The organism is Streptomyces sp. NPDC002619 (assembly GCF_042889305.1).
Classification (GTDB): Bacteria; Actinomycetota; Actinomycetes; order Streptomycetales; family Streptomycetaceae; genus Streptomyces.
This window is the reverse complement of record NZ_JBIAQV010000033.1, coordinates 13,580-26,352: the sequence shown is the minus strand read 5'-3', so window position 1 is coordinate 26,352 and position 12,773 is coordinate 13,580. Positions and strand designations below refer to the sequence as shown.

Below are 12,773 nucleotides of genomic sequence, written 5' to 3'. Positions count from 1 at the left end.
CGTGACCGCCGAGATCCGCAACGACGTCATCGTCGCGACCGAGCACATCAAGGCACCGCCCGAGGTGGTGTTCCCGTACTTCACCGACCCTGCGCTCATCGTCACGTGGATCGGCGACCGCGCCGAACTCGACCCGCAGCCCGGCGGCGTGTTCTCGCTCGGGATGGGCGAGGTCCTCGCCTGCGGCGCCTACCTCACCGTCGACCCGCCGTACCGCGTCGTGTTCAGCTGGGGCATCCCCGGCAGCGACGCGCTGCCGCCCGGCGGTTCGACCGTCGAGGTCGTGCTGACCCCTGACGGCGACGACACGATGGTCGTGCTCACGCACCGCGGCCTGCCGTCCACCCACATCGGCGACCACCGCGCCGGCTGGGAGCACCAGCTCGGGCGCCTGCCCGCTGCGGCCGGCTGACCCAGGTACAGGTGACCAAGCCACTCCTCGACCGTGCGGCGCGTCACCTTCTCGGAGCCCGGCTCCTCGTGGCAGGTCTGGATCCGCGACTGGACGCTCAGCCGGTGGCATCGTGCGACGGCCGCCACGGCCACGACCTGCATCCGAGGAACCCGCCATCGTGGCCTACCTCTACGACCGGCTCTCCGTGCTGCCTGAAGAGCCTGGCGAATGGCGTGGCCGGCAGGACATCCTCTCGCTGTCCCCGCTGGTCAGGTGAGGCGCTCGTGGAGGTCGGATTCCGGCTGGTCCTGGGTGGCGGCCCAGGTGGACAGGAGGCGGAGTCGTGCTCGGCGTCGGGAAGAAGGTGTTCGACGGTGGCGCGGTGCCCACGAACGTCACACTCCTCGAACCGCCGGTAGCCGGTCCGAAGGACACCGTGTACCTGCGCTACGGGCTCGCCGATGGCACGCCCGGAACGGGGGACATGAGCGCACCCGATCGCGGTGCCGGGCGCGACGACTGAAGCCGCCCCGCGCCAGGTGGGTCCGTGTCGTCGGCGGTGAATCCGCCAGGGTCACGCAATGGTCCGGCTGGCCCCGGCGCCCTGGTTGCCCGGCCGGTGGCCGACTACTCCTGGAGTGTTGATGCTCGGACGACGAGGTGGGGGTGCAGTCGTTTGGAGCGGACTGGCTCCCCCTTCAAGCGTTGGAGGAGAAGGGCCATCGCCTGGCAGCCCATGTCGAACATGGGTGAGTGGACCGTTGTCAGAGGAACGGGCATGTCCGCGGCCACGGGGATGTCGTTGTAGCCGACGACGGCCACGTCGGCACCGGGACGCAGTCCGCATTCCCGCAGGGCTCCGATGACGCCGATCGCGGCTGTGTCGTTGACGGCGAAGATGGCTGTGGGGCGCGGATTGAGCTTGAGGAGTGCCGCGCCTGCTGTGTGCCCTCCTGCGGTGTCGAAGCGGGAGGCGAGTACGTAGTCGGGGGGGACGGGCAGGCCGGCCTTGGCGTAGCGGCGTACGAAACCGGTCGTCCGCTCCACCCCGGTGCTGGCGTAGGGCTCCCCGGCGACCACCCCGACATGCCGGTGGCCGAGCTCCAGGAGGTGCTCGGCGGCCAGTCGGCCGCCCAGGAGGTCGTCGGTGGTGACCGACAAGTGCCCTTTCAGACGCCGGGAGACCAGAACGTAGGGGATGTTCCTGTCGGCGAGGGTCTTGACCAGGTCGTCGCCGTCGAGCCGGGCGTCGCCCAGGACGATGCCGTCCACGCGGCGTGCCAGGAGCTCTTCGAGGCGCTCGCGGCGCAGGGCCGGGTCGTCGGTGGTATTGGCGACGAAGGTGTTGTAGCCCTGCTCGGCCGCGGCCGCATCGAGGCCTTCGTAGATGCGGGCCAGTACGAAGTCGGTCAGGCGGGGGACCAGGACGCCGAAGACCCTGCTGCGCCGGGTGCGCAGGGCCGCGGCCGCGGGATCCCGCTGGTAGCCGAGCTCGGCGGCGAGCGCACGGATGCGTACGGCGGTGGCGGCACTGACGCCGGTCGCCCCGGGAGTCAGTGCTCGCGAGACGGTCGAGATGTGTACCCCGGCGCGCTCGGCCACAACGGCCAGCGTGACGGCGTTGTCAGAGGGTGGCGGGGCGTCGGCGGTCACGCCTCTGTTTCTACCCCATCACCTGTGCGGGCAGGAAACCGCTGACGAGAACGAGATCCCTCTTGTCCTCACGCAAACGTTTGAGTAGCCTCCTCGCAATCGTTCTCGCAAACGTTCTCGCAATCGTTCGTGCGACAGGTCGACGCCCCTCGCACTAGCCGTGGAGGATTCCCGTGACCCGTTTCCGTCTGATCGCCACCGGCGGCACCATCGCGAGCCGGCGGTCGGCGCAGGGGCTGGTGGCCGAGGCCACCGGCGCGGATCTTGTGGCGAGAAGCGAGCTCGGTGCCGTCGAGGTGGAGGTCGACGACTTCATGACCAAGGGCAGCTACGCCTTCACGCTGACCGATCTGGTCGCACTCGTGCGCCGCACCCATGAGGCGCTGGCGGAGGGCGTGGACGGTGTGGTCATCACGCACGGCACCGACACCATGGAGGAGTCGGCTTTCCTGCTCGACCTCTTCCACGGTGACCCGCGCCCGGTGGTGCTCACCGGCGCGCAGCGCCCCTTCGACAGTCCGGCCCCGGACGGTCCGGCCAACCTGGCGGCGGCGTTCGCCGTGGCGGCGAGTCCCCACGCCCGCGGGATCGGTCCGCTGCTGGTCTTCGACGGACTGGCCTGGCAGGCCCGGGGGGTGCGCAAGGTGGAGACCTTGGCCTCCCGGGCGTTCGGGGCGCCCGGGCGCGGCCCCTGTCTGCGCGTGACCCCCGATCGTGTGCTGCCCATCGGTACGCAGTCACGGCCGCCGACTTTCGACTTGGATTCCGTGCGAGAGCTGCCGCGGGTCGATGTCGTTGCCGCCTACTCAGGTAGCGACGGGGCGCTGATGGACGCCGCGGTCGCCGCCGGAGCCCGCGGAGTCGTGGTGCAGGCGCTGGGGGCCGGCAATGCGTCTCCGGAGATGGCCGCCGCCGTGGCACGGCTGGTGGACCGTGGCGTACCCGTGCTGGTGTGCACCCGGGCGTTCAGCGGGCCGGTTGCCCCGCTGTACACCGCGGGCGGCGGTGCCGATCTCGAGCGTGCCGGTGCCGTCTTCGCGAGTGACCTGAGTCCTTGGCAGGCCAGAATGCTGCTTTCCGTCGCAACCGGTCATAAATCGGAAGATCCCGGTGCCGTCGTTCGACAGTGGCTCCAGCAGGCGACACCTGCTGGTTCCTGATGCCGCCCTCATCCCTAGGTCCCCCGGCGGCGCCCGTAAACCAGAGCAAGGAGCATCATGAGCAAAGAGATCTTCGTGTCCTTCGGTGTGGACATCGACGCGGTGGCCGGGTGGCTCGGCTCGTACGGGGGAGAGGATTCCCCCGACGACATCTCGCGCGGTTTGTTCGCCGGAGAGGTCGGCGTACCACGCCTGCTGGAGCTCTTCCGCCGCTACGACCTCACCCAGACCTTCTTCTGGCCCGGGCACTCGATCGAGACCTTCCCGCAGCAGTTCGACGCCTGCGTCGCCGCCGGCCATGAGATCGGTGTGCATGGCTACTCGCACGAGAACCCGATCGCGATGAGCCGCGAGCAGGAGTCGACGGTCCTGGACTACTGCATCGACCTCATCGAGTCGCGCACCGGCCGCCGACCCACTGGGTACGTCGCGCCCTGGTGGGAGTTCAGCCCGGTCACCAACGAACTGCTGCTGGAGCGTGGGATCAAGTACGACCACTCATTGATGCACCGTGACTTCGAGCCGTACTACGTACGCGTCGGCGACAGCTGGACCAAGATCGATTACGACGCCCCGGCCGAGTCGTGGATGAAGCCGCTCCGTCGCGGTCGGGAAACCGACCTCATCGAGATCCCGGCCAACTGGTACCTCGATGACCTGCCTCCGATGATGTTCATCAAGGCCAGCCCCAACAGTCACGGATTCGTCAATCCCCGCGACATCGAGACGATGTGGCGCGACCAGTTCGACTGGGTCTACCGCGAGAGCGACTACGCGGTGTTCGCCATGACCGTCCACCCCGACGTCTCCGGCAGGCCCCAGGTGCTCATGGCCCTCGAGCGGCTGATCGAGCACATCAACTCCCACGAAGGCGTCCGGTGGACCACCTTCGACGCGATCGCCAACGACTTCGCCCAGCGCTGCCCCAGAAAGGCTTGACCATGTCATCCACCTCCGCGGCCAGGGGCACCCAGGCCTGGGAACGTCCCGTGACGTCCCGGACGCTGATGCATGTCTCTGTCGTGTGCTTCTTCGCCTGGGTGGTGTCGGTCTACGACTACACCCTCTTCGGCACCCTGCTGCCCAAAATGGCCGACAGTTTCGGCTGGTCCACCGCACAAGCCACCAACGTCGCCACCTGGGTGACCGTCGGGACCTTCGTCATCGCACTCAGCGTCGGACCCTTGCTGGACCGCGTCGGCCGCAAACGTGCCCTCGTCATCACCATCATTGGGGCGGCAGTCAGCTCGGGTTTCACCGGCCTTGCCGCCGGAGCCGTCTCCCTGGTCGTCATACGTGCCTTCTCCGGTTTCGGCTACTCGGAAGAGCTGGTCAACACCGTCTACCTCAACGAGATGTACGGAAAAGCGCGCAGCCGCGGCTTCATGTACAGCTTCGTGCAGAGCGGTTGGCCGGTGGGCGCCCTGGTCTCAGCGGGACTGACCGCCGTGCTGCTGCCGACCGTGGGGTGGCGCTGGTCCTTCGTCGTCGCCGTGGTCCCCTCCATCCTGGTCGCCCTGGTGGCCAGCAGGCTGCCCGAATCCCCGGCGTTCGCGGCCCTCACGGAGGTCCGCCGACTGCGAGCAGGCGGGAACACCTCCGCCGCCGATGACCTCGCCAAGCGGGTCGGCCTGACGGTTTCCGGCGAGGCCAAGGCCACCTTGCGTGACGTCTTCGCGCCAGGCCTGAGGCGGCACACCGTCTGCCTCTCCCTGGCATGGCTTTTCAACTGGATGGCCATCCAGGTGTTCTCCGTGCTCGGCACGACCGTCCTCACCCAGGGCAAGCACGTTCCCTTCAACAACGCCCTGCTGGTCCTGGTCCTGGCCAACGCGGTCGGCTTCGCCGGTTACCTGTTCCACGGCTGGGTCGGTGACCACATCGGCCGCCGCACCACCATCATCGCCGGCTGGTCCGTCGGGGCCGTACTGACCGGAGTCATGCTGCTCGGCCCCTCCAGCAGCACCTTCGTCATCCCCCTGTACGCACTGTCGCTGTTTTTCCTGACCGGCCCTTATGCGGCTCTGCTGTTCTACATGGGCGAGTCCTTCCCCGCCCAGGTGCGCGGGCTGGGCCCGAACGTCGCGCACACCATGGGCCCCGTCGGCGCGATCGTGGGCTCGGCACTGCTGAGCATCCTGCTCGGCGCCGGAGCCTCCATGGTCGTGGCGGCCCTGATCACCGGCTCGGCCTTCATGCTGGCCTCCGGCCTGGTCATGCTCGGCACCCGCCACGTGGATCAGCACGAGGAGTCCGTGGCAGTGCACCTCAAGGTGGAAGGAGCCACCCCATGACCGCACCCCTCGTGTCCGCCCCGGCCAGGGACGACGGCCTCGTCGGCAAGGTCGCCGTCATCACGGGAGGCGCCAGCGGCATCGGCAAGGCATTGGCGGTCGCCTACGCCCGCGCCGGCGCGATCAGCGTGCTCGGCCACTACCCGAAAGACCCGCACAATGTGCAGCAGGCGATCGGCGAGGTTGAGGCGGCCGGGGGACAGGCCTTGGCCGTCGAGGTCGACATTCGTGACCCGAGGCAGGCCGATGCCCTGGCCCAGGCAGCCGTGGACCACTACGGCCGTCTCGACATCGCCGTAGCCGGGGCCGGGATCCTGCGCCGCGCCCCGCTCGCCGAGCTCAGTGACCAGGCGTGGGACGACATGCTCTCGGTCGATCTCACGGGCGTGCTGCGCACCTTCCGGTCCGCGGCACGCGTGATGACCGGTCCCGGAGCCATGGTCGCCGTGTCCTCGATCGCCGGCGGTGTATACGGCTGGGACGACCACGCCCACTACGCCGCGGCGAAGTCGGGCGTGCTGGGGCTGTGCCGCTCACTGGCTGTGGAACTCGCCCCGCGCGAAATCCGCGTCAACTGTGTCATCCCCGGTCTCATCGAAAGCCCGCAGTCGCTCGACCCGGTCAACTCACTGGGCCCCCAGGGCCTGGCCGACGCCGGCCGGTTGATCCCTTGGGGACGTGTGGGCACCGCCGACGAGGCAGCGCGCACCATCCGGTTCCTCACCAGCGATGACGCCGCCTATGTGACAGGGCAGCAACTCATCGTCGACGGCGGGCTCACCGTCCGCTGGCCCAGCTGAAAGAAGACACCATGAGTCACTCACTCCAGCGACGCGTTGCCCTGATCACCGGCGCCGCCAGCGGGATCGGCGCGGCCATCGCCGACGCCTACGCTGCCGAGGGTGCCCACCTCTTCCTGGCCGACCGCAACCTCGAAGGTGCCGAAGCCACAGCGGCCAGAGCGCGGACGGCAGGCGCCAAGGCAACGACCTACCAGGTCGACCTCACCGACGCGGACGCCACCCGCGCCATGGTCGATACGGCACATGAGGAGTTCGGGCGCGTCGACATTCTCGTCAACTGCGCCGGACTGCTCACCGAGGTGCCCTTCGTCGAGATGCCGGTGAACATCTGGGACGAGATGATCGACGTCGACCTGCGCAGCGTGTTCCTCTGCTGCCGCTGGACAGCACCGATCATGGTCCGGCAGGGCGCCGGCCGTATCATCAACGTCTCCTCCCAACTCGCTCTCAAAGGCGGGGAGAGCCTGGTCCACTACTCCGCGGCCAAGGCGGGCGTCATCGGCCTGACCAAGGCTCTCGCCCGCGAACTCGCTCCGCAGGGCGTCCTGGTGAACGCGATCGCCCCGGGCCCGATCGAGACGCCCCTCGTGGCCGGGATCAGCGAGGAATGGAAGAGCGCCAAAAGGGCTGAACTTCCCCTGGGCCGCTTCGGCATACCGGCAGAGGTGGCACCGACCGCCGTCCTCCTCGCTGGTGACCCCTCGGGCAACCTGTACGTCGGGCAGGTTCTCGGCCCCAATAGCGGCGATGTCATGCCCTGAGAGAGAAGCAGATCATGTGTGGTGCATGTGGCTCCGGAACGATCCGCCCTCCGTGGGAGGTCATCGTGGCCGGCGACCGCCCTGCTGACCGGCGGCGACGGGCGATGGCCGCCGGTCAGGCAACGGGTGGCCGCATCAAAGTCAGTGCCTGGGGTGCCGCCGGTTACCTTGTCACCCCGATGACAGGTCCTCTCAGGGCCTTCCCCGACCTGGAACACCTCGCTATCGGCCTGCTCCCGCACCTGCACCTCGCGATGCCGGGGTGCCGCTCGTGCCGCCATGGAGAAGAACGGCACCTGGTGAGCCTTCCCGCCGACACGGACCGCCAGCATCTCGCCGTCTGGGCGGCGCTGGCCACCGCCCACCGCGGCGCGGGACGACTCACGATCGAGATCCACGCCCTCTGCTCCGCCCCTTTCCACACTGCCCCCGCACCACCGGATCCTTCGGATCGGCCCCCAGTGCGTGTCTATTCCAGCAGCACCGCGCAGCCGAGTGTGCTGCTGTATGGGCCGCACGCCGAGGCGTACGCTGCCCATCTGCTCGACCACCTCGGCACCGGCTCGAGCCGCGCAGTACCCGGCCCATAGTGTTCGCGCGCTGTGCAGGGCGCCTGGACGGTAGTGCGGGTGCCGACAAATCATCCGGCCTTTTCAGTGCCGCTGCCGAAGACCTCATCCGCCCTGCTCAGGCCGCATGTTGGTACTCGTGGAGGAGGCCGCCGAGTCGGGCGGTCCGGCGTATGTCGAGGTGAGCGATCTGATCAGGGTTGTCGATTGGCTTTGGGAAGGGTGCAGAGGGGTCAGGCGTTCGCGATGCCCTGGTGTGGCCTGTGGTCGTTGTAGAACTCCTCGAACTGGCGTAACGCGTGCAGGAGGTGGCACTGGTACCAGATGAGAGGGCGGTTCAACAGCTCCCGGCGGCAGGACTGCACCCGGCGCTTCATAAGGGAGTTGATGCGCGACGGGCAGCGTGGACGACGTGCCGTCGGGAAAGATCGCGACGGGTTCCGGGAGTCCGGCACGGGCGATGATGCAGGTGAGATCGACCGGGTCGTAGATCGCGATGGTGCAGCCGGCGGTGAGCGGATCGCGGGCGAGGGGATCCAGGGGCGGCACCGCGGCACGCGCGGCGACCAGACGGGCCGTGGTGTCGCTCAAGCGGGCCAGCAGCTCGTCGGGCTGGGCCACCCGGCCCTCCTCGTCGAGGAGGAGGAGCACGTCACCGTCGGGCATGAGGAAGCACCTCCGTGCTCACCCTTGCGGCCGGCGAGCCGGTCGGGCGAGCCCGCTTCTGTCAGGGCTATCAATCAGAACTCTAGTTGCAAGGCTGCATCGTCGAGGGGCCGAGCACCCGGACGCCGACTGCCACCGGGCCCCGCTCGCTTGCTTGTGTCGTGCCCTGCGGGCAGCGGGACACGACTCGAACGTGAAGACATAGGCCCTGGCTCCGGGCCGCAGATAGGTGATCTCCAGGGTCCTCTCACGTACTGTGCCCGTCTCGCGCACCAGCTGGTACAAACGGCCGCCGCGGAGCGCGCCGGTACCGTCCTTGTGGACGTCCGCGCCGTGGGAAGGTCCCGGCCATCGACGAGGACACGGAGTGGGACCGGAGCAGGACCCTCGGCAGACAGCACCAGATGGGCATCGCGCGCCCGGAACCTGCATGCAATGGTCGCGCCCGCGTGATCGGCTCGGACGCGGCGCATCGCCGGGCAGCCTGTACCCCGCCCCGCCACGAAGATCACCGGCGTGTTCGCGACCCTCGCCCAACTGTCGACACCGGTCTGCCATGTGGTGTCGCTGTAGCGGCTGCCGTTGACCGGATCGCCGTGGAGGTAGACGGAGTCGAGGCGCCGGGCGGTGTATTCGTCCTCCCCGATTGCTGCGGCGATCTCCCTCGCCTTCATCGCGCGCTCCCGTAATTGCGGCCATGGGGAAGGGCGCAGAGACGACCGTGGAACCAGCGGTGATTCTGCTCCCTCTCGGCCCGGAAGGCTGCCCGGCTTCCTGGCATGGGATTGGTCGGCGCCGAGATCACCGCTCAGCACAAGGGCGCTGACCTCATGGCCGGACGCTTCCGCCAGTTGTTTCGGTATTCAGAGTGATTGACGACCGGAGCACGCTGGAAGGTTTCAGGGGTGACGGAGGGTGAGCTAAGGCAGTTGATCGGACGCGAAAGGTTCCCCTGAACAGATGAAATCGCCTAAATTATTCGGATTAAGATGGATTCGATGGATGTAGATCGCTGCAGGTCCCGATCACATGCGGCCCAGCGGGTACCCGAGCGGTGAGCGGAGGCGACAGTCGGCCGTGGTGAATGCCAGAGGCGGCGATGCGGACAACAGCGGGGCGTCCATGCCCCGCGCCCCCCATCCGCTGCACCAGCCGCAGGGGCTGCGGACCATACAGGCCGTGGCGCCCTTGGAGCGACACCGCATCCGGATGCGGCTGCTCGACGCCGTGGACGAGGACCGGCGCGATGTCGAGGTGCTGCTGACCGCGCTTCAGCAGGCGGTAGCCGAGGTGCGCGGCCTGGGCGGCATGGTGCATCTCCCGGGCGGCGGCATGAGCGGCATCCTCTACCTGGTCGCCGACAGTGGCCTGCCGGAGTCGATGACCCGGCCCTGGCTGATCATCCCGGTCCGGGGCACGGCGCCGCCCAGCAGGGCCGCCCGCAAGGACACCATCACCTGGCAGCCCGACCTGGCCCCGCCTGACCCGGTGCCCGGCCGGGACCCCGCCGCCCTGTGGCCTTCCCGACTCCCCGCCGGCATCGGTCACCTGGCCGTCCCCATTCCAGGCGGTGGCCGACGACGCGGCGCGCTCTCCGTCCTCTTCGCCCCGGGCGCCGAGCCCAGCGCGGCGGAGCGCGCGTTTCTGAACGAGGTGGCGGCCTGGATGTCCGGGAGGCTCAGGTCGTCCGGGATCCTCAATCCGTCTATCACCCTGCTGCGCGCCCTGGAGAACGGGCCAGGACCGCGGGAGGCCACCCGGTGGGACGTGGAGGGGGTGCCCTCCATCACGTACACCTGGGACCTGCGCACCGGCGGGCTGACCTCTGACCGGCCCGTCGAGGAGGTGCTGGCCGGCATCGATCCGGAGGTGATGAGCGGCGGCATCGAGGCGTGGGCAGCGCTGATCCACCCGGACGACCTGCCGGGGGCGGTAGCCGGCTTCGACACGGGCATCCAGCTGCGCGGCGGCTTCCAGAACGAGTACCGGATCCGGCGCCAGGACGGCACATACCTCTGGATCGAGGCCGGTGCCCGGACGATCACGGACGAAGCGGGGACACCGATGAAGGTGATCGGCACCCTCCGGGACAGCAGCGAAACGCACGCCACCGCCGAGTCGGTGGGGCGGGCCCTGCGACACATGAGCGACGGCTTCGTCTCCCTGGACACGGAGTGGCGCATCGGATTTCTCAATCAGGCCGCCGAGCGGCTCTTCGGCGCCGCGGGAGATGTGGCCGGAGCCCTGCTCTGGAACGTTCCCGCGGTACGTGCCGTGCCGGGGCTGGAGAAACGGTGCCGGGCCACGGCGGCCGAGGGCCAGCCGGCCGGATTCGACGTACCGTGGCCGGACGGGACGTCCTGGTACCACCTGCGGCTGGTGCCGGTGCCGGAAGGCCTCACGCTCTACATCACCGACACCACCGAGCGGCATCTGCGGGAGGTCGAGCGGGTCGCCGCGGAGCGTGCGGCCGCGGAGCGTGCGGCCCTGGTGCAGCGGATCACGCGGGAGCTGGCCGAAGCTGTCACGGCCCAGGATGTGATGGCGGCGGTGGCCGAGGGCGTGATGACACCCCTCGGAGCCACCGGACTCATCATGCTCGGCGTGGTCGGCGAGCGGCTGACTGTGGTCGGTTCCCGGGGAAATTCGGAGCGCTTCACCCGGCTGCTGGACGGGCAGTGGACAGTGAGGGACACCACGAACCCAGTGGAGGACGCCCTGCGCACCCGCACCCCCCTCTACATCTCCTCCCCGGAGGAGTTCCTGAAGCGTTACCCGAGGACCGAGATCCTGATCTGGGAGGGCGGCAACCAGGCGTGGGCCGTTCTGCCGCTGGCGGTATCGGGGCGCGGGATCGGCGCGGCGGTGATCTGCTTCGGCCGACCGCGGGTGCTGGACGATGACGAACGAACGCTGCTGACCGCGCTCAGCGGACTGATCGCGCAGGCCCTGGAGCGGGCCGGGCTCTACGACGAGGCGACGATCCGGGCCCGTACCCTCCAGCGCAGCCTGCTCCCGCAGGCACTGCCCAAGCTGCCCGAGGTGACGGCGGCGGCGCGCTACCAGCCGGCCAAGCAGGGAGCCGACGTCGGCGGCGACTGGTACGACGTGATCCCGCTCTCCGCAGCCCGGGTGGCGCTCGTGATCGGCGACGTCATGGGTCACGGCATGGCCGAGGCCGCCACCATGGGCGGGCTCCGCACGGCCGTCCGCACCCTCTCGGAGCTGGAGCTGCCGCCCGACGAAATCCTCGGCCACCTCAACGACATCGTCGGCGAGCCGGGCACCGATGCCTTCGCAACCTGCCTGTACAGCATCTACGACCCGGTGACCCGGCGTCTGTCGTACGCCAGCGCCGGTCAGCCGCCCCCGGCGGTGGCCCACCCCGACGGCACCGTCACCTTCCTGTCCATGACCCCGGACCCGCCGCTGGGGGTGGCCACTCCACCCTTCGAAACCCTTGAGACCCTACTGCCCGCCGACAGCCTGCTCGCCCTTTACAGCGACGGCCTGGTCGAGAGCAAGGACAGGGATGTCACCACCGGCATGAGCCGCCTCGCCGAGCTCCTCTTTCAGTCCGTGAACGCCATGCCGACCTCACCGGCGGACGCGTCCGACCTGGACGCCCTCTGCGACACCCTCACCTCCGCTCTCCTCCCCGCCCACGGCGCGCTGATCGACGATGCCGCCCTGCTGCTGGCCCGCACCCACCCGTTGGACGCGGAGAACGTCGCCGAGTGGCCGTTGCCGGAGGACCCGGTGGCGGCGGGCCAGGCCCGCGACCTGGTCCGCGCCCAGCTCGCCGACTGGGACCTGGCCGATGAGGACCTGATCATGACTACCGAACTCCTGGTCAGCGAGCTGGTCGGGAACGTCATCCGGCACGCCGGCGGCCCCATCCGGCTGCGCATGCTCCGCAGCCGCGTACTGATCTGCGAGGTCTCCGACGCCAGCCTGACCACGCCGCACATCCGCCACACCTCCGCTACCGACGAGGGCGGCCGCGGTCTGCAGCTCATCTCCGCACTCTCCCAGCGCTGGGGCACCCGCCACACCCGCACCGGCAAGTCCATCTGGACCGAACAGCCCCTCCCCACCGCCTCCGTTTGATTTTAACCTCGCACGTCACCCGACCTGCTGAGATCTCCCGTTTCCGGGGGCACGTGACACGGCCGTTCCCAGACTTCGAGATGTCGAGCAACGGAGCGCGAAGGAACGGCCGCTGAGGATGTGTGTCCCCGTTTTCCGCGCACCGGCCCACGCCCGGCGTGGCATCCCGGCTCAAGGCAAGGGCCACATGCTCGAGGTGACGGTGCCGACGCTGCACGGTCTGCCATTCCGGCCGACACGCATCGTCGTCAGTCGCAGCGACAGTGCGTCCCGCATGACCTATGAGCCGCTGAGGCAGACAGGAAGACGGCGACAGTCCGGCAACGCCCAGGCCGACCCTGGGTCGTGCTCGAGCGCCAGGCA

General features: G+C 69.1%; 12 protein-coding genes. 9 read left to right on the top strand and 3 right to left on the bottom strand.

Features of this window, described 5'->3' with window-relative positions:
* Window position 1: 1 nt before the first annotated feature.
* Entirely contained in the window at window positions 2-412 is a 411-nt protein-coding gene (locus tag ACFYXB_RS34375; protein ID WP_351366613.1) for an SRPBCC family protein, read from the top strand.
* A 325-nt stretch (window positions 413-737) separates the two neighbouring features.
* Window positions 738-917, top strand: a complete 180-nt coding sequence (locus ACFYXB_RS34370; RefSeq protein WP_389588985.1) for a hypothetical protein — start codon at window positions 738-740, stop codon at window positions 915-917.
* A 104-nt stretch (window positions 918-1,021) separates the two neighbouring features.
* On the opposite strand, the gene ACFYXB_RS34365 is transcribed toward ACFYXB_RS34370, so the two are convergent.
* Window positions 1,022-2,047, bottom strand: a complete 1,026-nt coding sequence (locus ACFYXB_RS34365; RefSeq protein WP_389588984.1) for a LacI family DNA-binding transcriptional regulator — start codon at window positions 2,045-2,047, stop codon at window positions 1,022-1,024.
* 173 nt (window positions 2,048-2,220) lie between these two features.
* Between ACFYXB_RS34365 and ACFYXB_RS34360 the strand changes: the two genes are divergently transcribed.
* From ACFYXB_RS34360 to ACFYXB_RS34335, 6 genes are all read left to right on the top strand, one after another.
* Complete coding sequence (locus ACFYXB_RS34360) at window positions 2,221-3,207, top strand: asparaginase (RefSeq protein ID WP_389588983.1); 987 nt, start codon at window positions 2,221-2,223, stop codon at window positions 3,205-3,207.
* Window positions 3,208-3,264: 57 nt separating this feature from the next.
* Window positions 3,265-4,146 (top strand): polysaccharide deacetylase, encoded by an 882-nt coding sequence (locus ACFYXB_RS34355; protein WP_389588982.1) that lies wholly within the window; start codon window positions 3,265-3,267, stop codon window positions 4,144-4,146.
* A gap of 2 nt (window positions 4,147-4,148) precedes the next feature.
* Window positions 4,149-5,501 (top strand): MFS transporter, encoded by a 1,353-nt coding sequence (locus ACFYXB_RS34350; RefSeq protein WP_389588981.1) that lies wholly within the window; start codon window positions 4,149-4,151, stop codon window positions 5,499-5,501.
* Window positions 5,498-6,301, top strand: a complete 804-nt coding sequence (locus ACFYXB_RS34345; RefSeq protein WP_389588980.1) for an SDR family NAD(P)-dependent oxidoreductase — start codon at window positions 5,498-5,500, stop codon at window positions 6,299-6,301. Before ACFYXB_RS34350 ends, ACFYXB_RS34345 begins: the two co-directional genes overlap by 4 nt.
* An 11-nt stretch (window positions 6,302-6,312) precedes the next feature.
* On the top strand, window positions 6,313-7,065 hold the full coding sequence (locus ACFYXB_RS34340; RefSeq protein WP_389588979.1) for an SDR family NAD(P)-dependent oxidoreductase: 753 nt from the start codon (window positions 6,313-6,315) through the stop codon (window positions 7,063-7,065).
* Window positions 7,066-7,244: 179 nt separating this feature from the next.
* On the top strand, window positions 7,245-7,655 hold the full coding sequence (locus tag ACFYXB_RS34335; protein WP_389588978.1) for a hypothetical protein: 411 nt from the start codon (window positions 7,245-7,247) through the stop codon (window positions 7,653-7,655).
* An 84-nt stretch (window positions 7,656-7,739) separates the two neighbouring features.
* On the opposite strand, the gene ACFYXB_RS34330 is transcribed toward ACFYXB_RS34335, so the two are convergent.
* Complete coding sequence (locus ACFYXB_RS34330; RefSeq protein ID WP_389588977.1) at window positions 7,740-8,300, bottom strand: hypothetical protein; 561 nt, start codon at window positions 8,298-8,300, stop codon at window positions 7,740-7,742.
* 18 nt (window positions 8,301-8,318) lie between these two features.
* Entirely contained in the window at window positions 8,319-8,732 is a 414-nt protein-coding gene (locus ACFYXB_RS34325; protein ID WP_389588976.1) for a hypothetical protein, read from the bottom strand.
* 645 nt (window positions 8,733-9,377) lie between these two features.
* On the opposite strand from ACFYXB_RS34325, the gene ACFYXB_RS34320 reads away from it, so the two are divergent.
* On the top strand, window positions 9,378-12,410 hold the full coding sequence (locus ACFYXB_RS34320) for a SpoIIE family protein phosphatase (RefSeq protein WP_389588975.1): 3,033 nt from the start codon (window positions 9,378-9,380) through the stop codon (window positions 12,408-12,410).
* The last annotated feature ends 363 nt before the right edge of the window (window positions 12,411-12,773 follow it).

Excerpts from the sequence above, each read along its gene's own strand:
- ACFYXB_RS34355 (WP_389588982.1), top strand. The coding sequence starts at position 3,265 with ATGAGCAAAGAGATCTTCGTGTCCTTCGGTGTGGACATCGACGCGGTG.
- ACFYXB_RS34350 (WP_389588981.1), top strand. The coding sequence starts at position 4,149 with ATGTCATCCACCTCCGCGGCCAGGGGCACCCAGGCCTGGGAACGTCCC.
- ACFYXB_RS34345 (WP_389588980.1), top strand. The coding sequence starts at position 5,498 with ATGACCGCACCCCTCGTGTCCGCCCCGGCCAGGGACGACGGCCTCGTC.
- ACFYXB_RS34340 (WP_389588979.1), top strand. The coding sequence starts at position 6,313 with ATGAGTCACTCACTCCAGCGACGCGTTGCCCTGATCACCGGCGCCGCC.
- ACFYXB_RS34335 (WP_389588978.1), top strand. The coding sequence starts at position 7,245 with ATGACAGGTCCTCTCAGGGCCTTCCCCGACCTGGAACACCTCGCTATC.
- ACFYXB_RS34330 (WP_389588977.1), bottom strand. The coding sequence starts at position 8,300 with ATGCCCGACGGTGACGTGCTCCTCCTCCTCGACGAGGAGGGCCGGGTG.
- ACFYXB_RS34325 (WP_389588976.1), bottom strand. The coding sequence starts at position 8,732 with ATGCAGGTTCCGGGCGCGCGATGCCCATCTGGTGCTGTCTGCCGAGGG.